A 26,094-nucleotide genomic window follows, 5' to 3' on the forward strand; every position below is an offset into this window, starting at 1 on the left:
TCGAGGCCCTGGGACGTACCGCCCTCAGCTGGTCTTGTTGCGGAACTTGGCCACCGCGAGCGGAGCCGTGAGCACGGTGATGCCCACCGCCCACACCAGACAGACCGTCACCGGATGCGCGATCGCGCCATGACCGCTGGTCAGCGCCCGCGAGGCATCCGCGAGCTGGGAGAGCGGGTTGTAGTCGGTGAAGGACTGGAGCCAGCCGGGCATGGTGTTGGTCGGCGCGAAGATGGACGAGCCGAACTGGAGCGGCATGATCACCAGCATCCCGATGCCCTGAACGGCCTGGGGGGTCTTCATGGACAGGCCGAGCAGCATGAAGATCCAGGTCAGCGAGGAGCCGAAGAGCAGCCCCAGGGCCACCGCGGCGATCAGCTCCAGCGGCCCGGTCTTGAGATCGAAGCCCATGAGGAAGCCCATGGCCAGCAGGATCAGGGTGGACACCAGCATCCGGCCGGTCTCCACGATCAGCTTGGCGATCAGCACCGAGGAACGGGCTATCGGCATCGTCCGGAAGCGGTCCATGACTCCCTTCTGGAAGTCGTCGTTGACACCGGTGCCGACCGACATCGCGATGTTCAGACCGCCCATCGCCATCATCCCGGGGATGAAGTAGTTGATGTAGCGGCCCCGGTCGCCCGCCGCCACCGCGCCGCCGAAGACGTACACGAACAGCAGCGAGAAGATGATGGGCATCAGCACGGCGTCGAACATCGACTCCGGGTCCTGCTTGATCTGGAGGGCGTTACGGCGCACCAGCGCGCCGATGTGCCGCAGATTGGCCCGCAGGCCGATCCGGCCCTCGCCGGGGAGCGCCTTGGCGGGCGCGGTCATCGTTGCCGCGCTCATGCGGCGACCTCCTCAACAGCGTCGATCGTCGTGGCCTCGTCCTCGAGGACGGAGGTCTTCTGGCCGGTGATGGCGAGGAACACCTCGTCGAGGCTGGGCAGATGGGTGTCGATCCCGGCGATGGCGAAGCCGCGCTCACCGAGCAGACCGACCACCGCGGTGAGCTGCTCATCGCTGATGATGGGGACGTTGACCAGGCCCTCCGCGGTGTCCGCGGTGGCGCTGCCGACGCCGTCGAGCCCGGCCTGCGCGATGGCGCCGACCAAGCGGTGCAGCTCCTGGGGATCGGACGGGCGGATCTTGAGGGTGCGCCCGCCGACCTTGGCCTTGAGGTCGTTGACCCGGCCCTCGGCGATGACCTTGCCGCGGTCGATGACCGTCAGGTCGTGCGCGAGCTGCTCGGCCTCCTCCATGTACTGGGTGGTGAGCAGCACCGTGGAGCCGTCGGCGACCATCCGCTTGACCTCGTCCCACACCTCGTTGCGGGTGCGGGGGTCCAGTCCGGTGGTCGGCTCGTCCAGATAGAGCACCGCGGGGTGGCCGATCATGGACGCGGCCAGGTCGAGTCTCCGGCGCATACCGCCGGAGTAGGTGCGCGCGGCCCGCTTGGCGGCCTCGGTCAGGGAGAACCGCTCCAGCATCTCGTCCGCGCGGCGGCGGGCGTCCTTGCGGGACAGATCGAGCAGCCGCCCGATCATGTAGAGGTTCTCCCAGCCGGACAGCTTCTCGTCCACCGACGCGTACTGCCCGGTCAGCCCGATGGTGCGGCGCAGCTGACGGGGCTGTTTCACCACGTCGTACCCGGCCACCACGGCGGTCCCGGCGTCCGGCACCAGCAGAGTGGACAGACAGCGGACGAGGGTGGTCTTCCCGGCTCCGTTCGGGCCGAGTACTCCGAGGACAGTGCCCTCCGGGACCTCCAGGTCGACGCCGTCGACCGCTTTGGTGTCTCCGAAGTGCTTGACCAGCCCCCGTACTTCGACGGCATTGCCGCCCCTGATCGTGTGTTCCTGTCGCTTCATGCCCCCACCATCGCAGTGTCCACCGACAGAACACCGACAGACGGCAGACAGCCCGCCGACGGGGGAAGATCGGCGGGCTGTCGGTGTACAAGGAGTGCTTCGCGGCCGGGTACGCCCTGAAGGGGCGCGGGGCTGTGTCGATGGGCGGCTCCGCCGCGTGGGCGCGACCGGCCACGACGCAGCCGCAGACGCACGACGGCACCTCGCGGCACTTAGCGGAGCGCCTAGTGGAAGGAGTGCTCCGCGGTCGGGTACGCCCCGCCGATCACGTCCTCCGCGAAGGCCCGTGCGGCGTCGCCGAGGCTCTGGCGCAGCTGGGCGTACTGCTTGACGAAGCGCGGCACCCGTCCGTCGGTCATCCCCGCCATATCGGTCCACACCAGGACCTGGGCGTCACAGTCGGGGCCCGCGCCGATGCCGACGGTGGGGATGTGCAGCGAGCGGGTCACCTCGGCGGCCAGCTCGGCCGGGACCAGCTCCAGGACGACCGCGAAGGCGCCCGCGTCCTGCACCGCCTTGGCGTCCCGCAGCAGCTGCTGGGCGGCCTCCTCACCGCGCCCCTGGACGGGGTAGCCGCCGAAGGCGTTGACGGACTGCGGGGTGAGGCCGACATGCGCCATCACCGGGATTCCCGCCTGGACCAGCAGCTCGATCTGGTGGGCGGAGCGCTCACCGCCCTCCAGCTTCACCGCGCCGACCCCGGCGTCCTTGATCAGCCGGGTGGCGTTGCGCAGCGCCTGGACGGGGCCCTCCTGGTACGACCCGAAGGGCAGGTCGCCGACGATCAGTGCGCGTCGGGTGCCCCGTACGACGGCGGCGGACAGCAGGGTCATCTCGTCCATCGTGACGGGCACGGTGGACTCGTAACCGAGGTGGCAGTTGCCCATCGAGTCGCCGACCAGCATGACCGGGATGCCCGCCTGGTCGAAGACGGAGGCGGTCATCGCGTCGTAGGCGGTGAGCATGGGCCACTTCTCGCCGCGCTCCTTGGCGGCGGAGATGTCACGGACGGTGATGCGGCGGGATCCGGTCCCTCCGTACAGCGCCTTGGAGGCGGCTGCCGGACCGTTTCCACCGCTGCCGGACTGCTTCTGCGCAGGACTGACGTGCGTCATTGCGACGGCTCCTGTTCGTCATCTCGAGGCGCCCTGACGGCGTCCCCGGACCACCCCCATGCTGGCACGGCTCCGAGCGGGGGGAAAGTGGGTCCGGGAGGTGCGGGCGGTGGCCTTGGCCACCCTTGTCCCGGCCGTTCCCGTCGGCCTGCCGCAATCCTTCCGGCACCCCTCTGCAACCCCCTTCGTTGGCCAAAGCATCGCAAAGAGTTTTCAATACGAGACGGTTCCGTATCGCAATGCTCTTAGTCTGAGCCGCATGGCAAGCTCTCCCCGCCCCCAGGGCGCCCCCGACGGGCCCGGCGTCTCCGAGGCGATCCACCGCAGACGCTGGGCGATCCTCGTCGTCCTGATGTTCAGCGTCCTGGTCGTCGTCCTCGACAACTCCATACTCAACGTGGCGATGAAGACCATCGCCACGCCCGAACCCACCGGCCTCGGCGCCACCCAGTCCGAGCTGGAGTGGGCGATCAACTCCTACACCCTGGTCTTCGCCGGGCTGCTGTTCACCGCCGGTCTCCTCGGCGACCGGCTGGGCCGCAAGAAGGTGCTGCTCAGCGGCATGGCGGTGTTCGGCATCGGCTCGGTGCTCGCCGCCTACTCCGGCTCGCCCGGTGAGCTCATCGGCTTCCGCGCGCTGATGGGCCTGGGCGCCGCCTTCGTGATGCCCGCCACCCTCGCCATCCTGGTGAACGTCTTCGAGCGCGAGGAGCAGGCCAAGGCGATCGGCATCTGGGTCGCCGCGGTCGGCCTCGCCATCGCCATCGGGCCGATCACCGGTGGGCTGCTGCTCGAGCACTTCTGGTGGGGCTCGGTCTTCTTCGTCAATGTCCCCATCGTCGTCGTCGGACTCATCGCGATGGTGCTCCTGGTGCCCGACTCCAAGGACCCCAGCCCCGGCCGGCTGGACCCGCTGGGCGTGGTGCTCTCCGTCATCGGCCTGGTCCTGCTGGTCTACGGCATCATCAAGGGCGGCCAGCTCGCCGACTTCACCGATGCGCAGGTGCTGGGCACGATCGGCGGTGGCCTCGCCGTGCTCACCGTGTTTGTGCTGCACGAGAGGCGCATCGACCATCCGTCTATCGACGTCGGCTACTTCCGCAAGCCCGCTTTCTCGGCCGCCATCGCCGCCATCGCCCTGGTCTTCTTCGCCCTCATGGGCGTCACCTTCTTCATGGTCTTCTACATCCAGAGCGTGCGCGGCCACAGCGCCCTGGAGTCCGGGCTGCTGATCCTGCCGCTGGCCATCGCCCAGCTGCTGTTCGCGCCCCGCGCCCGGCTGGTCGTCGAGCGGTTCGGCGCCCGCGCGGTGTGCACCGGCGGCATGCTGCTGGTGGCCGCCGCCATGACCGGGTTCCTGCTGCTGGACGTGGACAGCCCGATGTGGATCCTCGAGGTGCTGTTCTTCGCCCAGGGCGCCGGAATGGCGCACATCATGCCCCCGGTCACCACCTCGATCATGCAGACGCTGCCCCGCGAGAAGGCCGGTTCCGGCTCGGCGCTCAACAACACCTTCCGGCAGGTGGGCGGTGCGCTCGGGGTCGCCGTCCTCGGCTCGGTGCTCTCCACCACCTACCGCGAGGGCGTTCAGGGCACCCTGGATGCCGTACCCGGGCTGCCCGACTCGGTACGGCACTCTGCGGGCGAATCCGTCGAGGCCACCCTCGGCCTCGCCGAGCGGCTGGGCCCCAAGGGGCAGGCGCTGATCGGCCCGGCCCAGGACTCCTTCGTGCACGCCATGCATGTCACCGCGCTCGGCTCGGCCGGCGTGGCCCTGTTCGGCGCGCTGGTCGTACTAGCCTTTCTGCCCGGCAAGGACAGTGGTGACCAGGCGCCCGGGGGCGGCCGGCCGCGGGAACGGGCGGAGGCGGGGGCAACCTGATGACCGATGTGGCCGATACGGCCGAAGTGGCCGAAGCGGCCGGTTCCAGTGATCGGACCGATCCCGGCTGCGCCGCCGCCAAGGTCCGCGGACGGCCGCGCAGCGCCGCCGCCGACGCCGCGATCATCGAGGCCGCGCTGCGGCTGCTGGAGGAGGGCACCACGGTCGACGGGCTGTCCATCGAGCGGATCGCGCGCGAGGCGGGCGTCGGCAAGGCCACCGTCTACCGCCGCTGGCCCGGCAAGGACGCCCTGATGCTCGAGGTGCTGCGCTCCCTGGAGGAGTCCGGTCCGGAACCGGCCGGGATATCGGTCCGCGACGACATCGTCACCATCCTCGAGTTCATGCGGCGGCGCGGACTGGCCAAGCGCAACTCCGCCCTGCTGCGCAGCGTTGTCACCCAGATGCACGCCAACCGCGAGCTGTGGCGGGCCTACGAGGAGAACGTCATCGCGGCCCGGCGCGCTTCGCTGCACGAGGTGCTGCGGCGCGGTGTCGAGCGCGGTGAGATCCGCGGCGACGTGGACCTTGAGCTGCTGGGTGAGTTGTTCACCGGCCCGATGCTGACGCGCGCCATCCTGCACGAGTGGCGGGAGCTGCCCGAGGGCCTGGCCGAGCGGATCGTGGACACGGTCCTGGAAGGAGTGTCCCCGCGCGGGTGACCGCGGGTGAGGAGTGTCCCCGCGCGGGTGGCCGGGAGGGTGACGGCACGCGCGGGGTCCTTTGCGGCATATGTGTGCCGGTTGTGTCACAACAGGCCCTCTCACAACCGGACTCGGAACCCCCGCTCGTCCTCCACGCGTCCTCGACACGGGAACTCCCGATGGTCACGTCGGGGAATGCCCTGGTCATCGCCTATGGTCTTGCCCTAGGCGCGCAGTTGAGGCAGTGAGGACAGCGAATGGCGCAGGCGTACACGCAGGAGACGGGCCAGCCCGGGGGCGACCCCCAGCACTCCGGCTCCAGGGTCGCCCTTCTGCTCGACCGGCTCCGCAACGACCGCGGGATCTGGCGGCGTGGGCTGGTGCTCGCGGGGCTCGCCGTTCTGCTCGGCATGGTGATGATCTTCCACGCGGAGATCCCCAACGACATAGGCAACCTCGGCAGCCTGCTGGAGACCTTCCTGCCCTGGCTCGGTCTGCTCATCCCGGTACTGCTGGTGCTGGGACTGGTCCGGCGGTCGGCCAGCGCCGTCCTCGCGCTGGTGCTGCCGGTCGCCGTCTGGCTGGATCTCTTCGGCGGGCTGATGTTCTTCGACAAGGCGGGCCACGGCGGCGATCTGTCCGTCGTCACCCACAACGTCAACGCGGACAACCGCGATCCGCAGGGCACCGCCGACACCCTGCGCACCTCGGGCGCGGACGTGGTGGCGCTGGAGGAGCTCACCGGTGACGCGGTGCCGGTCTACGAACGGGCGCTGAAGAACACCTACCCGTACCACGCGGTGCGCGGCACGGTCGGCGTCTGGAGCAAGTACCGGCTGTCCGGCACCGAGCCGGTGGACATCAAGCTGGGCTGGACCCGGGCGCTGCGCACCACCGTCGCCGCGCCCAAGGGCGACGTCGGTGTGTATGTGGCCCATCTGCCCTCGGTGCGGGTGCGGTTCAACGCGGGCTTCACCGCGGGGCAGCGCGACGCCAGCGCCGCGGCGCTGGGCAAGGCCATCAGGAACGAGCGGCTGGACCGGGTGGTGCTGCTCGGCGATCTGAACGGCACGATGAACGACCGGGCGCTGGCCCCCGTCACCTCCCAGATGCGCTCCGCGCAGGGGGCCGCCGGTGACGGTTTCGGCTTCAGCTGGCCCGCCTCGTTCCCGATGGCGCGGATCGACCAGATCATGGTGCGCGGTCTTGACCCGGTCGGGGCGTCGACGATGAAGAAGACCGGGAGCGACCATCTGCCGGTGTCGGCCTCGCTCGACTTCTGAGACCGGGGTCGTCCTCCGACACCCGGGTCGTCGCACTGACCTCATCTGTTGACCGCACCTGTTCATCTCGGTGTCGCATCGGGGGAACGAACGGCGTGAGAGACTTTGTTCAGCGGGAGAACATACCCATGCCCGTACGGCGTCCCTCCGCCGTTTCTCCCTCGTTGTGAAAGGTCTCTCATGCCCCTGCCTCTGCTCGCGCTGGCTGTGAGCGCTTTTGGCATCGGCACCACCGAGTTCGTGATGATGGGCCTGCTGCCCAACGTCGCTGACGATCTGGGCACTTCCGTGCCCACCGCCGGCTATCTCGTCTCCGCGTACGCCATCGGCGTTGTGGTGGGCGCCCCGCTGCTCACCGCCCTCGGCTCCCGCGTACCGCGCAAGCGGATGCTCGTACTGCTCATGGCGCTTTTCACCGTCGGGAACCTCGCCTCCGCGCTCGCGCCCTCCTTCGGGCTGCTCATCGCGGGACGGGTGCTCGCGGGGCTGCCGCACGGCGCGTTCTTCGGCGTCGGCGCGGTGGTCGCCGCCCGCCTGGTCGCCGAGGAACGGCGGGCCCGCGCGGTCGCCACCATGTTCCTGGGCCTGACCATCGCCAACATCGTCGGCGTCCCGGTGGCCACCCTGCTCGGCCAGCACCTGGGCTGGCGCGCGACCTTCCTGGTCGTCGCCGGGATCGGGGTCGTGGCCATGGCCGCCATCGCCCGGCTCGTCCCCCAGGTCCCCCTGGACCAGCACGGCGGGCTCCGCCAGGAGCTGGGCGCGCTCCGCGACCGTCAGGTGCTGCTCGGCCTGCTCACCGCCGTCTTCGGCTTCGCCGGGGTCTTCGCGGTCTACAGCTATCTCGCCTCGATGATGACCGAGGTCACCGGCTTCGCCGAGTCCTCCGTCACGGTCGTCCTCGCCCTCTTCGGCATCGGTATGACCCTGGGCGCCCTGGCCGCCGGTCCCCTCACCGACCGCGCGCTGCGGCCCACCCTGTACGGCTCGCTGGCGGCGCTGGCCGCGGTGCTGGTCCTGTTCGACGTCACCGTGCACATCAAGTGGGCGGCCCTGGCCACGGTGGTGGTGCTGGGCGCGGTGGGCTTCATGACCACCACCCCGCTCCAGATGCTGGTCATGAACAAGGCGCGCTCGGCCCCCACGCTGGCCTCCGCCTCCAACCACTCCGCCTTCAACCTCGCCAACGCGGGCGGCGCCTGGCTGGGCGGTGTGGCCATCGCGGCAGGCTGGGGCTGGACCTCCCCCACCCTGGTCGGCGCGGCCCTCGCGCTGGTCGGCCTGGCCATCGCCATCACCGCCGGTCTGCTCGACCGCACCCAGGAGGAGCCCTCGCGGGTGGTGGCGTCGAGTGAGTCGATGCCGCGGATGTCGGAAGTCGGCTGATCCATCGGCCGAGCGCGCGCCGCGCGCAGTCGCGCGCGGCGCGGGCCGTCCGAACGGCCCCACCGTCCCCCGGCTGAACCGGGCTGCGTCATGGGCCGTGCGGCGGCGTACGCGGGGGCTCGGGCGGAGTGGTCAGGAGTGTTCGCGCCAGCGGTTGGTGATCGGCAGACGGCGGTCCTTGCCGAACCCCTTCGCGGAGATCTTCGTGCCCGGCGGGTACTGACGCCGCTTGTACTCCGCGGTGTCCACCAGTCGCAGCACCCGGGTGACCAGCTCGTTGTCGAAGCCCGCCGCGACGATCTCCGCCCGGCCCCGGTCCCGGTCGACATACAGCTCCAGGATCCGGTCCAGGACGTCGTAGTCCGGCAGTGAATCCGTGTCGACCTGGCCGGGCCGCAGCTCGGCGCTCGGCGGCTTGGTGATCGAGTTTTGGGGGATGGGAGGGGTCTGGCCCCTCTCTTCCGCCGCGCGATTCCGCCATTTCGCCAGGCGGAAGATGGACGTCTTGTAGACGTCCTTGATCGGCCCGTACGCCCCGACCGAGTCCCCGTAGAGCGTCGAATAGCCGCACGCGAGCTCGGACTTGTTGCCCGGCGCGAGCACGATATGACCCTCCTGGTTGGAGATGGCCATCAGCATCGTGCCGCGCAGCCGCGACTGGAGGTTCTCCTCGGCCAGCCCGCTGAGCTGGAGCGACCCCATATAGGCGTCGAACATCGGGGCGATGGGGACCGTGCGGAAGTTCAGCCCCGTGCGCCGCGCCAGCTCGGCGGCGTCGGCGATCGAGTGCTCGGAGGAGTAGCGGGACGGCATCGCCACGCCGTACACGTTCTGCGCCCCGACCGCGTCACAGGCGATGGCCGCGACCAGCGCCGAGTCGATACCGCCGGAGAGCCCGATCAGCACACTGCGGAAACCGTTCTTCGCGACATACGCGCGCAGCCCCACCACCAGCGCGGTGTAGATCTCCTCGTCGTCGCCGAGCCGCTCGGCCTCGCCGCCCGCGAGCTCCGGCTCGCTCTCGTACGCCGGGAGCGGATCGGCGGAGAGGGTGAGGTGGTCGATGCGCAGCCCGTCGTCCACGACCCCCTCCGGGACCGAGTCCGGGTCGGCGGCGGGCAGATCGAGGTCGACCAGCACACAGCCCTCGGCGAACTGCGGAGCGCGGGCGATCACCTCGCCGTCGCGGCCCACGATGATCGAGTCACCGTCGAAGACCAGCTCGTCCTGACCGCCGATCATCGCGAGGTAGGCGGTGGTGCAGCCCGCCTCCTGGGCCCGCTTGCGCACCAGGTCGAGGCGGGTGTCGTCCTTCTCGCGCTCATACGGCGAGGCATTGATCGACAGCAGCAGCCCGGCCCCGGCCGTACGGGCGGCGGGCACCCGGCCGCCGTCCTGCCACAGGTCCTCGCAGATGGCGAGCGCGACATCGATGCCGTGGACCCGGACGACGGGCAGCGTCTCACCGGGGACGAAATAGCGGAACTCGTCGAAGACGCCATAGTTCGGCAGATGGTGCTTGGCGAAGGTGAGGGCGACCCGGCCGCGGTGCAGTACGGCCCCCGCGTTCTGCGGGGCACCGGCGGGCTGGCCGAACCGCTCGGCCCGATCGCCGCGGTCGAGATAGCCGACGACCACCGGCAGCTCGCCGAAGCCCTCGTCGTCCAGCCGCGCGGCGAGCGCGTGCAGCGCGGCACGGCTGGCCTCGACGAAGGAGGAGCGCAGCGCGAGGTCCTCGACCGGGTAACCGGTCAGCGCCATCTCGGGGAACGCCACCAGGTGGGCGCCCTGCTCGGCGGAGTGCCGGGTCCAGTGGACTATCGACTCGGTGTTGCCGGAGAGGTCTCCGACGGTCGAGTCGATCTGGTTCAGAGCGAGGCGAAGTTGAGGCACGCGCCCAGTGTAATCGTCTGTCTGACGCGATGGCCCGGACTGTCTTCCTTCTCACGTCGCGCACAGCCGGGCCCGCACCGGGCGGGTGCGGGCCCCGGGCCTGACCTAGCGCTGATAGCCGAGGACGGTCATCATCCCCGACTCCGAGTGGTAGACGTTATGGCAGTGGATCATCCACAGTCCCGGGTTGTCCGCGTCGAAATCCACGCTCACCCTCGTATGCGGCAGCAGGATCGCGGTGTCCTTGCGCGCCCCGTCGGCCGACAGCGCGAAGGTGTGGCCGTGCAGATGGAACGGATGCCACATCGGGGTGTTGTTGATGAAGGTCATCCGGACCCGCTCGCCCTCCCGCACCGGATAGCGCTGCGCCGGGTCGTAGGGCTTGCCGTTGATCGACCAGTCGTAGTGGCGCGACGATCCCGTGAACCGCATCCGGATCGTACGGTCCGGCTCGCGCGGGCTCAGCCGCACCTGCTCCGCCGCCTTCAGCCCGGCGGCCGTGACCAGCTGTCCGTCGAGTTCCTTGGGGCGGGGGAACTTCCGTGCCCCCTCGCCCCCGGTGCGCAGCACGGCCATCGTGGACCGCCCCTTGCCCTCGGCCAGGGCGGCGAACGGGAACATCCCGTGCTTGGCCTCGACCAGTACGTCATAGCGCTCGCCCATGCCCACCAGCAGGGCGTCGGTCTTCACGGGCACGACCGGATAACCGTCGGTGTGGGTGACGGTCATCCGGTGGCCGCCCAGGGCGACCCGGAAGGCCGTGTCACCGCCCGCGTTGATGATGCGGATGCGGACGCGGTCACCGGTCTTGGCGCGGAAGACCTGCGGGGACTGCGGGGTACGGCCGTTGGTCAGGTAGTAGGGGTAGGCGACATCGCCCGCCAACCCGCCCAGCAGGGCGCTCCTGACCCCTGTCAGCTTCCGGGACGGGGGATGGGCCTTTACCTTGCCCTTCCCTCCCTTCGCCTTCCCCTTCCCCGCCGTGCCCTTCGCCGTGGCCGTGGCCAGGGCCGCGTGCGCGGGCGAGGGGACGCGCCGCGTCCCGCCGTGGCCCATCCCGTGGTTCATTCCCGCGCCCGGACCGCCGTTCAGCTCCTCGAGCACCATGTCCGGCGTACTGCCGCCCACCCCGTCGAGCCAGTCGTCGAGCACGATGACCCATTCCTTGTCGTACGACAGCGGCTCCTTCGGGTCCTCGACGATCAGCGGCGCGTACAGCCCGCGGTCCATCTGGACGCCGGAGTGCGGATGGATCCAGTAGGTGCCCGGGTGCGGCAGGGTGAAGCGGTAGTCGTACGTCGCGCCGGTTCCGACCGGCCCCTGGGTGAGGCCCGGGACGCCGTCCATGTCGTTGCGCAGCCGGATGCCGTGCCAGTGCAACGAGGTGGGCTGCGGCAGGTTGTTGGCGAGGGTGAGCGCGAGTGTGTCGCCCGCGGTGACCCGGATCTCCTGGCCCGGCAGCATGTCGCCGTACGCCCAGGACTTCACCGTACGGGCACCGAGGTCGAGTGTGGTGGCCGTGGCGAGCAACTGGAACCGCCGGACCGGTCCCTGGCCCCGTACCCGCTCGGCGGCCCTGACCTCGGGGCCGTCGGGGGAGACGTACGTCGGCTGGGGCGCGGCGATGGCATCGCGGTCCTTGGCGGAGGTGTCCATGCCGTTGTCGTCCATGTCCGTGCCCATGGTGTCGGGCGGGACGGAGGGGCTACAGGCGCCGAGCAGACCGCTGCCCGCGGCGGCGATTCCCGCGCCGAGGACGGCGCGGCGAGAGTGTGCGTGCATGAGAGAGGACCCCAATGCTGGTGTGGTGATGTGCGCAGGGGAGGGCCGCGCGCCCGCCGTGCCCCGCGTGGGGGACGGGGCGGACGCGCCGCTCTATGCGCAGTGGCACCAGCAGGGGGCCGGACGAACCGGCGGAGGGAACGGCAGGAACAGCGGGAACGGAGGGCACGGGCGGAACGGGCGGCCGCGGAACGGCGCGGCGCGGCGGTCGGCCGTGGCCGACGGTCACCCTCCGCTGTCCGTGCACCGGTGCCTCCACCTGATCATCCCCGTTGTCCCGATTTTCCGATATCCGATGATCGTGACAATCGACACCTTACCCCCAAGGGGTATCGCATCCCTGAAGGCGCCACCGGGGCGCGGAACGGTCGGGTCCGTCGCGGCACGCTGGAAAGTACGATGCACACACGTGGTGCGGGGCCGGGCGAGTGGAGGAAACCTCACCGAAATCCCGCCGCGTGATACTGGGGCCGCGACAGGTGCCCCGCGCCCGCCGAAAGAGCCGCTTGACCTGCAAGGAATGGGGACCATGGATAAGCAGCAGGAGTTCGTGCTCCGGACGCTCGAAGAGCGCGACATCCGGTTCGTGCGGCTGTGGTTCACCGACGTGCTCGGCTTCCTCAAGTCCGTCGCCGTCGCACCCGCCGAGCTCGAGGGCGCCTTCGACGAGGGCATCGGCTTCGATGGCTCCGCGATCGAGGGGTTCGCCCGCGTCTACGAGTCCGACATGATCGCCAAGCCGGATCCCGGCACCTTCCAGATCCTGCCCTGGCGCGCCGAGGCCCCCGGGACGGCCCGGATGTTCTGCGACATCCTGATGCCGGACGGCTCCCCGTCGTTCGCCGACCCGCGCTATGTCCTCAAGCGCATCCTCGCCAAGACCTCCGACCTCGGCTTCACCTTCTACACCCACCCCGAGATCGAGTTCTTCCTGCTCAACCAGAAGCCGGTGGACGGCAGCCGCCCGGTGCCCGCCGACTCCTCCGGCTACTTCGACCACACCCCGCAGAACATCGGCATGGACTTCCGCCGTCAGGCCATCACCATGCTCGAATCGATGGGCATCTCGGTCGAGTTCTCCCACCACGAGGGCGCCCCCGGCCAGCAGGAGATCGACCTGCGCTACGCCGACGCGCTCTCCACCGCCGACAACATCATGACGTTCCGTCTGGTCATGAAGCAGGTGGCGCTGGAGCAGGGAGTCCAGGCCACCTTCATGCCGAAGCCGTTCTCGGAGTTCCCCGGCTCCGGTATGCACACCCATCTCTCCCTCTTCGAGGGCGACCGGAACGCCTTCTACGAGTCGGGCTCCGAGTTCCAGCTCTCCAAGGTCGGCCGGTCCTTCATCGCCGGTCTGCTCCGCCACGCGGGGGAGATCTCCGCGGTGACCAACCAGTGGGTCAACTCCTACAAGCGCATCTGGGGCGGCTCCCAGCGCACCGCGGGCGCCGGCGGCGAGGCCCCCTCGTACATCTGCTGGGGCCACAACAACCGCTCCGCGCTGGTCCGGGTCCCCCTCTACAAGCCCGGCAAGACCGGCTCCACCCGCGTCGAGGTCCGCTCCCTGGACTCCGGCGCCAACCCCTACCTCGCCTACGCCGTCCTGCTCGCCGCGGGGCTGAAGGGCATCGAGGGCGGTTACGAACTCCCGGCCGGTGCCGACGACGACGTCTGGGCCCTCTCCGACGCCGAGCGCCGCTCCCTCGGCATCGAACCCCTCCCGCAGAACCTCGGCGAGGCCATCACCCTGATGGAGCGCAGCGAGCTGGTCGCCGAGACCCTGGGCGAGCATGTCTTCGACTTCTTCCTGCGCAACAAGAAGCAGGAGTGGGAGGAGTACCGGTCGGAGGTCACGCCGTTCGAGCTGCGGAAGAACCTGCCGGTGCTGTGACCCCGTTGCCGGGGAGCGTCACAGCGTCACGCCGTACGACCGAGGGCCCACGATCGTTGATCGTGGGCCCTCGGTGGGTTCGGGGCGCATAACGGATCCTTCTGGCCGTGAGAACCACCGGCTCTTGGACAGACACCTGTGGTGGCCAGGATCCTTGATCCATGGACAGCACGCAGATACGGGCCGCCATCGCGGCCGAACGCACCGAGCTGGCCGCGCTGTTGGACGGGCTGTCCACCGGGCAGTGGGACGCGCCGAGTCTGTGCGGGGGCTGGCGGGTGCGGGAGATCGCGGCCCATATCTCGCTGGGGTTTCGCTACTCGCTGCCCAAGGTGGCGCTGGAACTGCTCAAGGCCGGGGGCCGTCTGCACCGGATGACCGACCGGACCGCCCGCAAGGACGCGGCGGCCGCGACGACCGCCGAACTCGCCACCTGGCTGCGGGACAACGCCCACCACCCCTGGACGCCCCCGGTCGGCGGGTTCGCCGCCGCGCTCGGCCATGACGTCATCCACGGCCTGGACATCTCGGTCGCGCTGGACCTCGACCGGCGGGTGCCCGAGGACCGTGTCCGCATACTGCTGGGGACGGTCGAGCCCAGGACGCTGAAGTTCTTCCGAACCGACCTCGACGGCGTCCAGCTGCGCGCCGACGACCTCGGCTGGACCTACGGCACCGGCACCCCGCTGACCGGCGCCGCCCAGGATCTGCTGCTGGTCGCCTACGGCCGCAAGCTGCCCCCGGGGCGGCTGCGCGGCGAGCCGCGCGACCGCTTCGTCGCGGTGTGAACAGCGACGGTCGGCTCTCCTGGGCGATGGCATGAGAAAACCGCCCGGCCGGGGATCCCACGGGCGGCTGCGGTCCGTCGATCACCGCGGCAACGGGTTTTCCGTCCCGGCCGGGACCTGCCGCTTCGCCCTCGCGGTCGCTTAGGCTCGGCACCGAGCGTTGATCACGACGGCGGACGGGAGGCGTGCGGAATGTCCGTACCGCAGGGACGCAGGAGCAGCAACTTCACCCGGCTGCTCCGACACGGCTTCACCGACGCCTCCTCCGCCCAGCGGCTGCTGGACGTGCCCGAGCTGTCCGCGGTCCGCAGCGACCCGGTGCTGCTGGAGGCGCTCGGCGCGACCGCCGATCCCGATCTGGCGCTACGCGGGCTGGTGCGGCTGGCCGAGGCGCTGCCCGAGGAGGCGGGGGAGGGGGAGAGTGGCGCACAGCGGGCCGCGTCGCGGCGGGCGCTGCTGGACACCCTGGTCACCGCCAAGCCGCTGCGCGACCGGCTGCTCGGGGTGCTGGGCGCCTCCGAGGCGCTGGGCGACCACCTCGCCCGCCATCCGCGGGACTGGAACGCGCTGGTCATGTACGAGCCCGCCGATCTGCATCCGACCACCCCCGAGTTCGAGCAGGCCCTGGCCGAGGGCATCTGGAGCGGACCGGGCGCGGAGCTGCCGCGGCCGGACGCGCTGCGGATCGCCTACCGCCGGGCGCTGCTGGCCATCGCGGCGCGTGATGTGTGCGGCACCACCGATGTCACCCAGGCCGCCGCCGAACTGGCCGATCTGGCCACCGCCACCCTGCGGGCCGCGCTGGAGATCGCGGCCGAGGAGCAGCCCGAGGACGCCGCCGCCTGCCGGCTGGCCGTGATCGGCATGGGCAAGTGCGGGGGCCGGGAGCTCAACTACGTCTCGGACGTGGATGTGATCTTCGTGGCGGAGGCCGTCGATGAGGCCGGCGGTCGGGATGGGGCGGAAGGGAAAGCCGTGCAGGCCGCCACCCGGCTGGCTTCCCGGCTGATGCGGATCTGCTCGGACGTGACCGTCGAGGGCACCATCTGGCCGGTGGACGCCAATCTGCGCCCCGAGGGCCGCAACGGTCCGCTGGTGCGCACCCTGTCCAGCCATGTCGCGTACTACCAGCGGTGGGCCAAGACCTGGGAGTTCCAGGCGCTGCTGAAGGCCCGGCCGGTCGCGGGCGACGCCGTGCTCGGCCAGGCGTATGTGGACGCGCTCGCGCCGATGGTCTGGCAGGCCGTCGAGCGGGAGAACTTCGTCTCCGATGTGCAGCAGATGCGCCGCCGCGTGGTGGAGAACATCCCCGTCGCCGAGATCGACCGCGAGCTGAAGCTCGGCCCCGGCGGACTGCGCGATGTGGAGTTCGCCGTCCAGCTGCTCCAGCTGGTGCACGGCCGGTCCGATGAGTCGCTGCGCAGCGGCACCACCCTGGACGCGCTCGCGGCGCTGGCCGCGGGCGGCTATGTGGGCCGCTCCGACGCCGCCGCGCTGGACGCCGCGTACCGCTTTCTGCGCTCCATGGAGCACCGCATCCAGCTGTACCGGCTGCGCCGCACCCATCTGGTGCCCGAGAACGAGGCCGATCTGCGGCGGCTGGGCCGTTCACTGGGGTTCCGCACCGAGCCGGTCAGCGAACTGGGCACCGCGTGGCGGCGGTACGCGCGCGAGGTGCGGCGGCTGCACGAGAAGCTGTTCTACCGGCCGCTGCTGGACGCCGTCGCCCAGCTGGAGCCCGGTGAGACCCGGCTCAGCTCGCAGGCGGCCGGGCAGCGGCTGGAGGCCCTGGGCTACGCCGACCCGGTCTCGGCGCTGCGGCATCTGGAGGCGCTGGCCTCCGGGGTGACCCGGAAGGCGGCGATCCAGCGCACCCTGCTGCCGGTGCTGCTGGGCTGGTTCGCCGACTCCGCGGACCCGGACGCGGGACTGCTGGGCTTCCGCAAGGTCTCCGACGCGCTGGGCAAGACCCCCTGGTATCTGCGGCTACTGCGGGACGAGGGCGCCGCCGCGGAGAACCTGGCCCGGGTGCTCTCCGCCGGGCGGCTGGCCCCCGATCTGCTGCTGCGCGCGCCCGAGGCGGTCGCCCTGCTCGGCGATCCGGAGGGGCTGCGGCCGCGCGGGCGGCGCCATCTGGAGCAGGAGGTGCTGGCCGCGGTGGGCCGCGCCGACGGGGCCGAGCAGGCGGTCGCGGCGGCGCGCGGGGTGCGCCGGAGGGAGCTGTTCCGTACCGCCGCTGCCGACATCATCGACAGCGCGCGGCTGGCGAACGGCGCGGTGCGGCCGACGGTGAGCTGGCCACCGCCGGGCGACGAGGGCTCCGTCGGCACCGTGCCCCGTGCCGCGGCCGCCCCCGCGGCGCCCGCCGCTCCGCGCCGCGGCCCCGACGTCCCCAGCGCGCTGCGGGACTCCGAGCCGCATGTGCCCGCCCGGCCCACCGGGGCGGCCGTCGTGGACGAGCCGCTCACCGACACGGGGGCGCTGGCCGACATGGTCGGCGACGCCCTGTCCGACCTCAACGCGGCCACCATCGCGGCCGCCCTGCGCGCCGCCGTCCGCGACACCTGGGGCGATGAACTCCCCACCCGCTTCGCCGTCATCGGCATGGGCCGCTTCGGCGGCCATGAGCTCAGCTACGGGTCGGACGCGGATGTGCTGTTCGTGCACGAGCCGAGGGAGGGCACCGATGAACAGGAAGCCTCCCGCGCGGCGTTCGCCGTGGCCAACGAGATGCGGCGGCTGCTCCAGCTCCCCACCGTCGACCCGCCGCTGCTCATCGACGCCGATCTGCGCCCCGAGGGCAAGTCCGGCCCGCTGGTACGCACCCTGGCCTCGTACGCCGCCTACTACCGCCGCTGGTCGCTGGTCTGGGAGAGCCAGGCGCTGCTGCGCGCCGAACCGGTCGCGGGCGACCGGGAGTTGGGGGAGCGCTTCATCGAGCTGATCGACCCGCTGCGGTATCCGGCCGAGGGCCTGGGCGAGGACGCGGTGCGTGAGATCCGGCGGCTCAAGGCCCGGATGGAGTCCGAGCGGCTGCCCCGCGGCGCCGATCCCACCACCCACACCAAACTGGGCCGCGGCGGTCTCAGCGATGTCGAATGGACCGTCCAGCTGCTCCAGATGCGCCACGGCTGGGCCGAGCCGGGGCTGCGCACCACCCGTACCCGCGAGGCCCTGGCCGCCGCCCACGCCGCCGGTCTGATCGGCACCGAGGACGCCCAGACCCTCGACGAGGCATGGGTCCTGGCGACCCGGGTCCGCAACGGCGTGATGCTGGTCCGCGGGCGCTCGGGCGACACCTTCCCCAGCGAATCCCGCGAACTGGCCGCCGTGGCACGGTACTTGGGCTACGGCCCAGGGCATGTCGGAGAGATGCTCGAGGACTACCGCCGTACCACCCGCCGTGCGCGGTCCGTCGTGGAACGTCTCTTCTACGACTACGAGGGCTGAACCGGGCACCGGCCGGGCTGCTGACCGAGCGCGCCGCCCGCCGTGGTGACCAGCGGGCGGCGGCCCGGATTCACGCGGGCAGCTTGATCCGAAGCGGACCGCAGCCGATGCGGTCCGCTTCGGCCCCCGCGTAGCGGGGGAGCAGCTTGCGGATGTCGCCGGGGTGCTCTCCGTCGTTCGCGCGTACCAGGAAGGTGACCTTTCCGGTCTGGCATTTGGCCTGGAACAGCCCGAAGTCATCGCGGAGGAAGCCGGATCCGTCCCGGTCACCGGGGGTCCTGATCGGCTTGCCGCCCTCGAAGGCGAGCCGCTCGTACAACACCGACAGCCGTGGGTCCTGGACCGTCATCAGCCGCAGCGAGGGGTGGTCGAAGAGCACATGCCGGTCGCAGGTGCGCACCGGGCCCTCGCCCCGGGTCACCAGGGGGCGTTCGTAGGAGGTGTCCTCATGGCGGCCCTTGGGGAGGCTCAGCCCCTTGATGCCGCAGATCGCGCCGGACTTCTCGCTCAGGAAGCGGGGCGGGTCCGGCATGCGGTCCACCGGGTCGGCGAGGGTGCCCTCGCACCCTTCGTCGGCCATGTAGTGGTTGACCAGCCGGACCACGGTACGGACGAGCCGGTTGCGCTCCCCAGCGTTCACCCGGTCCTGGTAGACCGTCCAGCCGGTGTCGATGTCGATGACGGTCGGGCCGTCGTCGAACAGGGACAGGTCGCCGTTCCGCGGGCTGCCGACGCAGCCCTCCGGGACCGCGAGCCAGGCGCGGGTGTCGGAGGCCATGCCCAGCAGCCCACCGCCCATCGGGGTCATCCGCGCGGACAGGAACGCGTCGGCCCACTGGTCCGACGCGCCGCCGAAGCGGTCGTCGAGCTGACGCAGCCGGATCGTCGTCCGGGCGCCGCGGGGGGACTTGAGGACGCAACTGCCGGACGGACCGTCCCTTCCGATGTGGTCCGTGGTGATGGCGGTCTCGGACGCGTCGATGTCCGTGTGGCCGTGGAACAGCTCCGCCACGTCGTCGTTGCCGAGGGCGCCCCAGCAGGCGCGGGACTCATCCGTGAACGGGCCCGCCCCCGTCTGCCAGGCCACCCCCGTGCCGCCGAGCAGCGCCCCGGCCACGGCGGCGGCCAGCGCGGGCCGCCACCGGCCGCGGGTCAGCCGCCGCCAGTGCCACCAGGGCTGCCGCCGCTCGGGCAGCCACGAGGGGCGATCGGCAGCGGGCTCGGCCTCGGTGTCCTTCCGCTCGGCCGCGGCCCCGTTCTCCGGCTCCTCGTTGTTCCGCTTGTTGCCGGTCTGCCCGTCGTCGTCCGGGTGCTCGGTGTCGGTCATCGGTCGGAACCTCCCGGTGCGACGGGCGCACAACCGACGCGCTTGGTCACGGCGTCGGTGAAAGCGGTGAAGTACGGCGTGTTCTCGCGCTGGGACGGGCTGAGCATCAGCAGGGTCATGGGCCGTCCCGCGCAGTCGGCCCGCACCACCTTGTAGCCGTCGGCGAAGACCCCGGTGCCGCGCCAGCCGCGCGCGGCCGCCTTGCTGCCCGTCGTCCCGTCGAACAGGGCGGAGAGCCGTGGGTCGGAGACCATCAGGGCGTCGAAGATCCGGCCCTCGCCGCGCTCGGTCTGCACCGAACAGGACTGGAGGTCGCGGCCGACCGTACCGACCTGGTACGCGAGGTCCTCCGCGGTCTCGCGGTCGAACTCCAGGCCCCTGATCCGGCAGGCGCGGGTGAAGAGGGTGCTCCGTTCCTCGGCCAGGGTGAGCACCGGCGAGGTGATGCGCAGGGGCTTCGCGGGGGCACAACCCGTCTTCTCCATCGCCCGGTTGGCGATGGAGACCATCAGCTCGGCCACGGAGCGGGAGCCGCCGAGTCCCGCTGTGCCCGGGTAGGCGTGGCCGTCCGAGGAGCTGCTGGCGGTGGCGTCGAGCGTCACCGCGGTCGGCCGTCCGTCGCGGGTGTCGCAGCGCTTGGGCAGGACCAGCAGTCCGTGGCCGCCGTCCGTGGCACCCGGCAGCCCGTCGGGCAGCGGCACCGCGCGGCCGCCGAGGTAGTCGTTGATCCACTCCATGCGCCGTGCGGCGCCCCGGGGCGCGGGTCCGTACGTGACGACGATCCTGGTGTCCTCGGAGTCGTGGGAGCCGTCGTAGTCGTCGTCGTCAGTGGCGTGGATCGCCACGGTGCACCGGCCGGTGGTCCGCCGCGGGCCGAGCGCGGTCTCGGTGGCGGTACGGCTGCCCTCGCCGTCGGCGAACGCCTCCTCGCCCAGGAACTCCGGACCGCTGTCCTCCTCCCAAGCGCCCCAGCAGTACCGGTCCTTGGCCTCGAACGGCCAGGTGTCCGTGGCCCAGGTGCCGACCCCGGCGGCGGCCAGCAATACCGCCAAGGCGCCCGCGACCGCGAGACCGCGGCGCGTGCGCGGAAACCCCTTCATGATCCCTCCCCGTTTCCCCGTTCCCCGTGTGGCGGCCGATCCAATCACAGACCGCGGCGAAGCCCGGGGGACAGGGCTGTCGGTGGCGGATGACATTCTGGCGTGCATGGGAACAGAAGCGGCATGGTGCGGGCCGGTGCACGGCGACCTTCTCTCGGCGAAGGCCCTGGTGTACGACGTCTGTGGCTTCGCCTGCACGGAGCCGGTGCCGGAGCCGGAGAGCGCCGAGTACGCGGCCTGCGCCTTCGAGGTGGACGGTCTGGCCGTCCGCTTCCGGGTGGCCAAGACGACCCCCACAAAAACGGGTCAGTTCGTCACGGTGTGGCAGCGCTCCGAGCAGGGGCCGATCCGGCCGTTCGCCGCGGGGGACGCGGTGGACCTCTTTGTGATCAGCTCACGTGAGGGCGACCGCTTCGGGCAGTTCGTGTTCTCGTGTGAGGTGCTCCGTAAGCGGGGGATCGTCTCGACGGACGGCACCGGCGGGAAGCGGGCTTTCCGGGTCTATCCGCCGTGGGCCGAGACCACCAGCCGTCAGGCCCGTGCCACCCAGGCGTGGCAGCTGGAGCACTTCCTGGACATCCCCGCGGCGGGCCCCGTCGACACCGACCGCGCACGGGCGCTCCATCAGCCCCGCAAGTAGTTGTAGACGGTGGCCCGGGAGACCCCGAGCAGTTCGGTGACCACCTGGACGGAGTGCTTCATCTCCAGGAAGCCGCGTGCCCGCAGGGAGCGGACCAGCTCCTTCTTGGCGGGGGTGCCCAGGCTGCGCGGGGTCTGGCCGCGGGCGGCGGCGAACTCCTCGACGACGGTGCGCAGCTCGGCGGCGGTACGGGCGCGGAGGGTCTCGGTGAGGGGCTGTTCCTGTTCCTCGGTGCGCACCAGATGGGTGAGGCTGCGGGCCACGCTGGCGAACAGGGAGACATCGAGGTTGAGACAGATCGCGGCCACATAGCTGCCCGCGCTGTTCTTGATGCCGATCGAGGTGCTCTTGGCCGGGCGGCCGTCGGGGAAGGTGTTGGCGTAGTTCTGGACGATGCCGGGGAAGTCGGGGTCCTCGATCCGGGCGAGGCCCAGTTCGGTGGCGGGATCGCCGACCGAGCGGCCGGAGAGATTGCTCTCGATCGCGCGGATGGCCTGGTCCGGCCGGCGCAGATCGTGCAGGACCACCTCGCACAGCCCGGGGAACATCCGGCCTATGGCGGTCACGATCTTCTCGGCCTCGCGCAGCAGCAGTTCGTCCTCGGCGGTCCCCTCCGGCCGTCGCTCCGGGGGCGGTTGGTGTGCGGTCATCGCGGTGCACCGCCCGCGTCCTCCGGGGCGAAGAGCGCCGCCATCGTGGTGGCCGCCTTCAGCCCCGAGCCGGTGAGCACCACGGCGGTGGTCTCCCCGGGGCGGATCGCGCCCCGCGCCCGGAAGACATCGATGGCCGCGGCCGCGGTCGCGCTGGTGGGCTCGGCGTACAGGCCCATCGCGGCCAGCCGGCGCACGGCCGCGGCGATGTCCTCCTCGGGGATGGCGGCCATATCGCCCTCCGAGCGGCGGATCGCGCGCAGCACCTCCGTATGGCGGACCGGCTCCTGGATGGACGTGCCCTCGGCGATGGTCGGGGCGTACTCGAACGGAACGGGTGTCTCGGTGCCCGCCGCGAAGCTCGCCTGGAGCGGGGCGCAGTGGGCGGGCTGGGCGACCAGCAGCCTCGGGCGGCGGCTGATCTGGCCCGCCGCCAGCAGTTCGGAGAAGCCGAGGTCGCAGCCGAGGACGGTGCTGCCTGCCCCGGCCACCGTCACCACGGTGTCGGGAGCGGTGCAGCCCAGGTCCTCCCACAGCTCGTAGGCGAGTGTTTTGACGCCCTGGAGGAAGAACGGATGCCAGTTGTGGCCGGCGTAGGAGGTGTGCTCCGACTGGCGCAGCGCCTCGGCCGCGGTGGCGTCCCGGTCGCCCGGCACCACCTGGACCTCGGCGCCGTAGGCCCGGCTCTGGAGGACCTTCGCCGGGGAGGTGCCCTCGGGGACGAGGATCCTGGCCCGGATCCCGGCCGCGGCGCAGTACGCCGACACCGAGGAACCGCCGTTGCCGGAGCTGTCCTCGATGACTTCCCGGACCCCGCGCTGGTGCAGCAGCGACATCATCACGCTGGTGCCGCGGTCCTTGAAACTGCCGGTGGGGCTGAACCACTCCAGCTTGAAGTGGACCCGATCCCCGCCCCAGTCCTTCTCCACCAGCGGGGTGCACCCTTCTCCGAGGGACACCGGGGCGTCGAAGCGCACCGGGAGGGCCGCCCGGTAGCGCCACAGCGAACGGTCCCCGGTGTCCACCTGCTCGCGGGTGATACCGGGCAGCGGGGAGACGGTGAGCGGAGCGCCGTCGTCACCGCGCCAGCGCGGATCGTCCAGGGGGTACGTGGCCCCGGAGCGCTCGTCGACGTAGTGGGGTTCTGCGGAATCGGATGCGGGCTGCACCTTAGATATTCTGTTTAGAACTAGACCTCTCGTCAATAGGAGCCGCTCAAGAACGGGGGAACAGCCGTTCCAGCACCACCGCGACCCCGTCCTCGTCATGGCCGGGTGCCCGCTCATCGGCCACCGCGACCAGATCCGGATGGGCATTGCCCATCGCGACCCCGTAACCGGCCCACCTCAGCATCGGGATGTCATTGGGCATATCGCCGAAGGCGATGGTGTCCGCGGGGGTGAACCCCATCCGGTCCGCGGCCAGTTGCAGCCCCACGGCCTTGTCGGTGCCCGCGGGCAGCACCTCGATCATCCCCTTCTCGGAGTGGGTGACCGCCACCTCGCCCCCGCCCATCCGCTCCGCCGTCGCCGCGACCAGCCCGTCCGGCAGCTCCCGATGGCGCATCAGCACCTTCTCGATCGGCCCGGACCACAGCTCCTCCCGGCCCTCGACCACTCCCCACCCGGGGCGTATGCGGTCGGCGAACCTCGGGGTCACCACAAAGCGGTTCTCGGGGGCCGCGGTGACCACCGCCAGCTCCAGCGGCCCCGCGCCCAGTGCCTCCTCCGTACGCTCCACCACCGAGCGGGCCCGCTCCCGGTCCAGCGCCGCGGAGACCAGCAGCCGGTCGGCGGAGGCGTCGTACAACTGCGCGCCCTGTCCGCACACCGCGAGCCCCCGGTAGCCGATCGCGACCAGGAACTCCCGGCAGGACGTGGCCGGGCGCCCGGTGACCACCAGATGCGTCGACCCGCGGCGCCGCGTCAGGGCGAGCGCGTCACGGGTGCGCGCCGAGACCGTCAGATCGCTGCGCAGCAGCGTTCCGTCGAGATCGGTGGCCACCAGCGGGAAGCGCGGTGGCGCGGTGCGCGGCCGGGGGAGGGGGCGAGCCGCCCCGGAGGCGGTCGCGGGGGCGGTCGCGGAGGCGGTTTCGGGAGCGGTGCCGGGCATGGCGGCTGAAGCGGCGGCGTCGGCGGTGTGCACGGTGCCGGTGGTCCCTTTCGTCACGCTCATCGTGCTCGGTCCGCGGCGGAGGGCACGTCGGCCGCGCACGCCACATCGAGCCCCTGAACTCGGTGGAAAACGGCACCAGAATGGCGGGCCGGAAAGAGACGATCAAACCGTGCAGGCAGTGGCGATCACACGGTGCGGCAGCGGGCCCGGGGCCGTCAGGCCGTTCGCAGCTCGCCCTCGCGCTCGGCGGCCGCCACCCGCCGTCCGCTCACCTGCTTGGGCAGCCGGGCGGGTGTGGTGCCGTACCAGACGTAGGACAGCCAGAAGCCGACGGACAGACAGATGACACCGCCGACCGCGTCCATCCAGAAGTGGTTGGCCGTCGCCACGATCACCAGCAGGGTGGCCGTCGGATAGAGCAGCCCCAGCGCCTTCACCCACACCGGCCGGGCCAGCGTGGCGATGGCGATCCCGCACCACAGCGACCAGCCGATGTGCATCGAGGGCATCGCCGCGTACTGGTTCGACATCGTGGCCAGGTTCCCCGAGGCCATCGACCCCCAGGTGTGGTGCACCACCACGGTGTCGATGAAGTGGCCGCCGCTCATCAGCCGGGGCGGGGCCAGCGGGAAGAAGTAGTAGCCGAGCAGCGCCACGCCCGTGGTGGCGAACAGCACCAGCCGGATGGCGGCATAGCGGCCCGGGTGCCAGTGGTAGAGCCACACCAGCACACAGATCGTCACGATGAAGTGCAGCGTGGCGTAGTAGTAGTTCATGCCCACGATCAGCCAGCTGACCGAGTCGATCGCGTGGTTGACGCCGTGCTCGAAGGCCATGCCGAGCCGGTGCTCCCACTGCCAGACCCAGCCCGCGTTGCGCAGCGCCTCGGACTTCTGCTCCGGGACCGCGTTGCGGATGAGGGAGTACGTCCAGTAGCTGACGGCGATCAGGACGATCTCGAACCAGAGACGCGGTCTGCCGGGGGTGCGCAACCGGGACATCAGCGTGGTGTGCCCCGCCGGGCACGCCCCGGTCGCCGCGATGGGTGACGGGGTGGCCGTCCGGCCCTCCGCGGTCCTCACAGTCGCTTCACCCATAGGGCAACAGTCTGCCAGACGCGGCCCATCGGCAGTTCATCCCCGAAACGGTTCCTGGTCGCATATGTACCGGTCCGGGGGGTACCTCATACGGCGTACGACGCGATACGTCCGGCTATGTCGTCCGCTCTGCGGCGCCGGTCCGCGCCGGGTGGCCGTGGGCCGAGGCGGTCGAGCCGCGGACGACCAGCTCGGGCAGGAAGACGAACTCGCTGGGCGGGGCCGGGGTGCCGCCGATCTCCTCCAGCAGCGCCCGCACCGCCGCCTGCCCCATCGACTGCACCGGTTTGCGGATGGTGGTCAGCGGCGGATCGGTGAAGGCGATCAGCGGGGAGTCGTCGAAGCCGACCACCGAGATGTCCTGAGGGACCCCCAGACCCCGCTGCCGGGCGGCCCGTATGGCCCCCAGCGCCATCATGTCGCTCGCGCACACCACCGCCGTACAGCCCCGGTCGATCAGCGCGGACGCCGCCGCCTGACCGCCCTCCAGGGTGAACAGCGAATGCTGGATCAGCTGCGCGGACTCCTCCGCCCCGACCCCCAGCCGGTCCCGCATGGCCTGCTGGAAACCCTCGATCTTGCGCAGCACGGGGACGAACCGCTTGGGCCCCAGCGCCAGCCCGATCCGGGTGTGGCCGAGCGAGACCAGATGGGTGACGGCCAGCAGCATCGCCGCCCGGTCGTCGGGGGAGATGAACGGCGCCCGCACCGCCGGTGCGTAGCCGTCCACCAGCACGAACGGAACACCCTGGCCGCGCAGCTGGTCATAGCGATGCATATCGGCCGAGGTGTCCGCGTGCAGCCCGGAGACGAAGATGATCCCGGCCACCCCGCGGTCCACCAGCATCTCGGTGAGCTCGTCCTCCGTCGAGCCGCCGGGGGTCTGGGTGGCCAGCACCGGGGTGTAGCCCTGACGGGTCAGCGCCTGCCCGATCACCTGGGCGAGCGCGGGGAATATCGGGTTCTCCAGCTCGGGCGTGATCAGTCCCACCAGACCGGCGCTGCGCCGGCGCAGTCGCACCGGGCGCTCGTAGCCGAGGACGTCCAGGGCGGCGAGGACGGACTCGCGGGTGGCCGTGGCCACCCCCGGCCTGCCATTGAGGACGCGGCTGACGGTGGCTTCGCTGACCCCCGCCTGGGCTGCGATGTCAGCGAGCCGTGCGGTCATGGGATTGGA

At 71.2% G+C, this 26,094-nt stretch carries 20 protein-coding genes; 8 read left to right on the top strand and 12 right to left on the bottom strand.

Features of this window, described 5'->3' with window-relative positions; genetic code table 11:
* Nucleotides 1–24: 24 nt before the first annotated feature.
* From AC4BEG_RS25280 to panB, 3 genes are all read right to left on the bottom strand, one after another.
* Nucleotides 25–852, bottom strand: a complete 828-nt coding sequence (locus tag AC4BEG_RS25280; protein ID WP_490702037.1) for an ABC transporter permease — start codon at nucleotides 850–852, stop codon at nucleotides 25–27.
* Nucleotides 849–1,874 (bottom strand): ATP-binding cassette domain-containing protein, encoded by a 1,026-nt coding sequence (locus tag AC4BEG_RS25285; RefSeq protein WP_490702038.1) that lies wholly within the window; start codon nucleotides 1,872–1,874, stop codon nucleotides 849–851. Before AC4BEG_RS25285 ends, AC4BEG_RS25280 begins: the two co-directional genes overlap by 4 nt.
* A gap of 224 nt (nucleotides 1,875–2,098) precedes the next feature.
* A complete protein-coding gene (gene panB, locus AC4BEG_RS25290) occupies nucleotides 2,099–2,989 on the bottom strand; it encodes a 3-methyl-2-oxobutanoate hydroxymethyltransferase (protein WP_490702039.1) in 891 nt (296 codons plus the stop codon).
* A 259-nt stretch (nucleotides 2,990–3,248) separates the two neighbouring features.
* Between panB and AC4BEG_RS25295 the strand changes: the two genes are divergently transcribed.
* The 4 genes from AC4BEG_RS25295 to AC4BEG_RS25310 all read left to right on the top strand — a co-directional run bounded on the left by AC4BEG_RS25295 (nucleotide 3,249) and on the right by AC4BEG_RS25310 (nucleotide 8,184).
* Nucleotides 3,249–4,871 (top strand): MFS transporter, encoded by a 1,623-nt coding sequence (locus AC4BEG_RS25295; protein ID WP_490702040.1) that lies wholly within the window; start codon nucleotides 3,249–3,251, stop codon nucleotides 4,869–4,871.
* Nucleotides 4,871–5,533 carry a TetR/AcrR family transcriptional regulator gene (locus tag AC4BEG_RS25300; protein WP_490702041.1) on the top strand — a complete coding sequence of 221 codons (663 nt, stop codon included), beginning with the start codon at nucleotides 4,871–4,873 and terminating at the stop codon, nucleotides 5,531–5,533. Before AC4BEG_RS25295 ends, AC4BEG_RS25300 begins: the two co-directional genes overlap by 1 nt.
* Before the next feature lie 239 nt (nucleotides 5,534–5,772).
* The gene (locus AC4BEG_RS25305; protein WP_490702042.1) at nucleotides 5,773–6,798 is read left to right on the top strand and encodes an endonuclease/exonuclease/phosphatase family protein; all 1,026 of its coding nucleotides are present in this window, start codon (nucleotides 5,773–5,775) and stop codon (nucleotides 6,796–6,798) included.
* 180 nt (nucleotides 6,799–6,978) lie between these two features.
* Entirely contained in the window at nucleotides 6,979–8,184 is a 1,206-nt protein-coding gene (locus tag AC4BEG_RS25310) for an MFS transporter (RefSeq protein ID WP_490702043.1), read from the top strand.
* A gap of 132 nt (nucleotides 8,185–8,316) precedes the next feature.
* Here AC4BEG_RS25310 and AC4BEG_RS25315 read toward each other — a convergent pair whose 3' ends face one another.
* Both AC4BEG_RS25315 and AC4BEG_RS25320 read right to left on the bottom strand, forming a co-directional pair.
* Nucleotides 8,317–10,077 (bottom strand): NAD+ synthase, encoded by a 1,761-nt coding sequence (locus tag AC4BEG_RS25315; RefSeq protein ID WP_490702044.1) that lies wholly within the window; start codon nucleotides 10,075–10,077, stop codon nucleotides 8,317–8,319.
* Nucleotides 10,078–10,182: 105 nt separating this feature from the next.
* Nucleotides 10,183–11,859 (bottom strand): multicopper oxidase family protein, encoded by a 1,677-nt coding sequence (locus AC4BEG_RS25320; RefSeq protein ID WP_490702045.1) that lies wholly within the window; start codon nucleotides 11,857–11,859, stop codon nucleotides 10,183–10,185.
* Between the two features lie 529 nt (nucleotides 11,860–12,388).
* Between AC4BEG_RS25320 and glnA the strand changes: the two genes are divergently transcribed.
* From glnA to AC4BEG_RS25335, 3 genes are all read left to right on the top strand, one after another.
* A complete protein-coding gene (glnA, locus tag AC4BEG_RS25325) occupies nucleotides 12,389–13,750 on the top strand; it encodes a type I glutamate--ammonia ligase (protein ID WP_490702046.1) in 1,362 nt (453 codons plus the stop codon).
* A 161-nt stretch (nucleotides 13,751–13,911) separates the two neighbouring features.
* On the top strand, nucleotides 13,912–14,538 hold the full coding sequence (locus tag AC4BEG_RS25330) for a maleylpyruvate isomerase family mycothiol-dependent enzyme (protein WP_490702047.1): 627 nt from the start codon (nucleotides 13,912–13,914) through the stop codon (nucleotides 14,536–14,538).
* 192 nt (nucleotides 14,539–14,730) lie between these two features.
* Nucleotides 14,731–17,988 (top strand): bifunctional [glutamine synthetase] adenylyltransferase/[glutamine synthetase]-adenylyl-L-tyrosine phosphorylase, encoded by a 3,258-nt coding sequence (locus AC4BEG_RS25335; protein ID WP_490702048.1) that lies wholly within the window; start codon nucleotides 14,731–14,733, stop codon nucleotides 17,986–17,988.
* A 70-nt stretch (nucleotides 17,989–18,058) separates the two neighbouring features.
* Here AC4BEG_RS25335 and AC4BEG_RS25340 read toward each other — a convergent pair whose 3' ends face one another.
* Nucleotides 18,059–19,315 (bottom strand): hypothetical protein, encoded by a 1,257-nt coding sequence (locus AC4BEG_RS25340; protein ID WP_490702049.1) that lies wholly within the window; start codon nucleotides 19,313–19,315, stop codon nucleotides 18,059–18,061.
* Nucleotides 19,312–20,415 (bottom strand): hypothetical protein, encoded by a 1,104-nt coding sequence (locus tag AC4BEG_RS25345; RefSeq protein ID WP_490702050.1) that lies wholly within the window; start codon nucleotides 20,413–20,415, stop codon nucleotides 19,312–19,314. The genes AC4BEG_RS25340 and AC4BEG_RS25345 overlap by 4 nt, the downstream gene beginning before the upstream one ends.
* Nucleotides 20,416–20,521: 106 nt before the next feature.
* Here AC4BEG_RS25345 and AC4BEG_RS25350 point away from each other — a divergent pair, with 106 nt between their 5' ends.
* Complete coding sequence (locus tag AC4BEG_RS25350) at nucleotides 20,522–21,055, top strand: MepB family protein (RefSeq protein ID WP_490702051.1); 534 nt, start codon at nucleotides 20,522–20,524, stop codon at nucleotides 21,053–21,055.
* Here AC4BEG_RS25350 and AC4BEG_RS25355 read toward each other — a convergent pair.
* The 5 genes from AC4BEG_RS25355 to AC4BEG_RS25375 form a co-directional block, all read right to left on the bottom strand.
* Nucleotides 21,040–21,705: a helix-turn-helix transcriptional regulator gene (locus AC4BEG_RS25355; RefSeq protein ID WP_490702052.1), complete on the bottom strand. Its 666-nt coding sequence runs from the start codon at nucleotides 21,703–21,705 to the stop codon at nucleotides 21,040–21,042. The genes AC4BEG_RS25350 and AC4BEG_RS25355 overlap by 16 nt on opposite strands.
* The gene (locus AC4BEG_RS25360; protein WP_490707183.1) at nucleotides 21,702–22,883 is read right to left on the bottom strand and encodes a threonine synthase; all 1,182 of its coding nucleotides are present in this window, start codon (nucleotides 22,881–22,883) and stop codon (nucleotides 21,702–21,704) included. Before AC4BEG_RS25360 ends, AC4BEG_RS25355 begins: the two co-directional genes overlap by 4 nt.
* Nucleotides 22,884–22,920: 37 nt before the next feature.
* Nucleotides 22,921–23,880, bottom strand: a complete 960-nt coding sequence (locus tag AC4BEG_RS25365; RefSeq protein ID WP_490702053.1) for an HAD family hydrolase — start codon at nucleotides 23,878–23,880, stop codon at nucleotides 22,921–22,923.
* 155 nt (nucleotides 23,881–24,035) lie between these two features.
* Nucleotides 24,036–24,917, bottom strand: coding sequence for a phosphatase PAP2 family protein (locus AC4BEG_RS25370; RefSeq protein WP_490702054.1), 882 nt, complete (start codon nucleotides 24,915–24,917; stop codon nucleotides 24,036–24,038).
* Nucleotides 24,918–25,032: 115 nt separating this feature from the next.
* The gene (locus AC4BEG_RS25375) at nucleotides 25,033–26,085 is read right to left on the bottom strand and encodes a LacI family DNA-binding transcriptional regulator (protein ID WP_490702055.1); all 1,053 of its coding nucleotides are present in this window, start codon (nucleotides 26,083–26,085) and stop codon (nucleotides 25,033–25,035) included.
* Nucleotides 26,086–26,094 lie beyond the last annotated feature (9 nt).

The sequence above is a fragment of the Streptomyces sp. JLBJ103 genome, assembly GCF_058215575.1.

What these genes read in the sequence shown, in the direction of transcription:
- AC4BEG_RS25330 (WP_490702047.1), top strand. Translation starts at nt 13,912, where the DNA reads ATGGACAGCACGCAGATACGGGCCGCCATCGCGGCCGAACGCACCGAG.
- AC4BEG_RS25370 (WP_490702054.1), bottom strand. Translation starts at nt 24,917, where the DNA reads ATGGGTGAAGCGACTGTGAGGACCGCGGAGGGCCGGACGGCCACCCCG.
- AC4BEG_RS25295 (WP_490702040.1), top strand. Translation starts at nt 3,249, where the DNA reads ATGGCAAGCTCTCCCCGCCCCCAGGGCGCCCCCGACGGGCCCGGCGTC.
- AC4BEG_RS25320 (WP_490702045.1), bottom strand. Translation starts at nt 11,859, where the DNA reads ATGCACGCACACTCTCGCCGCGCCGTCCTCGGCGCGGGAATCGCCGCC.
- glnA (WP_490702046.1), top strand. Translation starts at nt 12,389, where the DNA reads ATGGATAAGCAGCAGGAGTTCGTGCTCCGGACGCTCGAAGAGCGCGAC.
- panB (WP_490702039.1), bottom strand. Translation starts at nt 2,989, where the DNA reads ATGACGCACGTCAGTCCTGCGCAGAAGCAGTCCGGCAGCGGTGGAAAC.
- AC4BEG_RS25355 (WP_490702052.1), bottom strand. Translation starts at nt 21,705, where the DNA reads ATGACCGCACACCAACCGCCCCCGGAGCGACGGCCGGAGGGGACCGCC.
- AC4BEG_RS25340 (WP_490702049.1), bottom strand. Translation starts at nt 19,315, where the DNA reads ATGACCGACACCGAGCACCCGGACGACGACGGGCAGACCGGCAACAAG.
- AC4BEG_RS25350 (WP_490702051.1), top strand. Translation starts at nt 20,522, where the DNA reads ATGGGAACAGAAGCGGCATGGTGCGGGCCGGTGCACGGCGACCTTCTC.
- AC4BEG_RS25310 (WP_490702043.1), top strand. Translation starts at nt 6,979, where the DNA reads ATGCCCCTGCCTCTGCTCGCGCTGGCTGTGAGCGCTTTTGGCATCGGC.
- AC4BEG_RS25365 (WP_490702053.1), bottom strand. Translation starts at nt 23,880, where the DNA reads ATGAGCGTGACGAAAGGGACCACCGGCACCGTGCACACCGCCGACGCC.
- AC4BEG_RS25345 (WP_490702050.1), bottom strand. Translation starts at nt 20,415, where the DNA reads ATGAAGGGGTTTCCGCGCACGCGCCGCGGTCTCGCGGTCGCGGGCGCC.
- AC4BEG_RS25305 (WP_490702042.1), top strand. Translation starts at nt 5,773, where the DNA reads ATGGCGCAGGCGTACACGCAGGAGACGGGCCAGCCCGGGGGCGACCCC.
- AC4BEG_RS25285 (WP_490702038.1), bottom strand. Translation starts at nt 1,874, where the DNA reads ATGAAGCGACAGGAACACACGATCAGGGGCGGCAATGCCGTCGAAGTA.
- AC4BEG_RS25375 (WP_490702055.1), bottom strand. Translation starts at nt 26,085, where the DNA reads ATGACCGCACGGCTCGCTGACATCGCAGCCCAGGCGGGGGTCAGCGAA.
- AC4BEG_RS25280 (WP_490702037.1), bottom strand. Translation starts at nt 852, where the DNA reads ATGAGCGCGGCAACGATGACCGCGCCCGCCAAGGCGCTCCCCGGCGAG.
- AC4BEG_RS25300 (WP_490702041.1), top strand. Translation starts at nt 4,871, where the DNA reads ATGACCGATGTGGCCGATACGGCCGAAGTGGCCGAAGCGGCCGGTTCC.
- AC4BEG_RS25335 (WP_490702048.1), top strand. Translation starts at nt 14,731, where the DNA reads ATGTCCGTACCGCAGGGACGCAGGAGCAGCAACTTCACCCGGCTGCTC.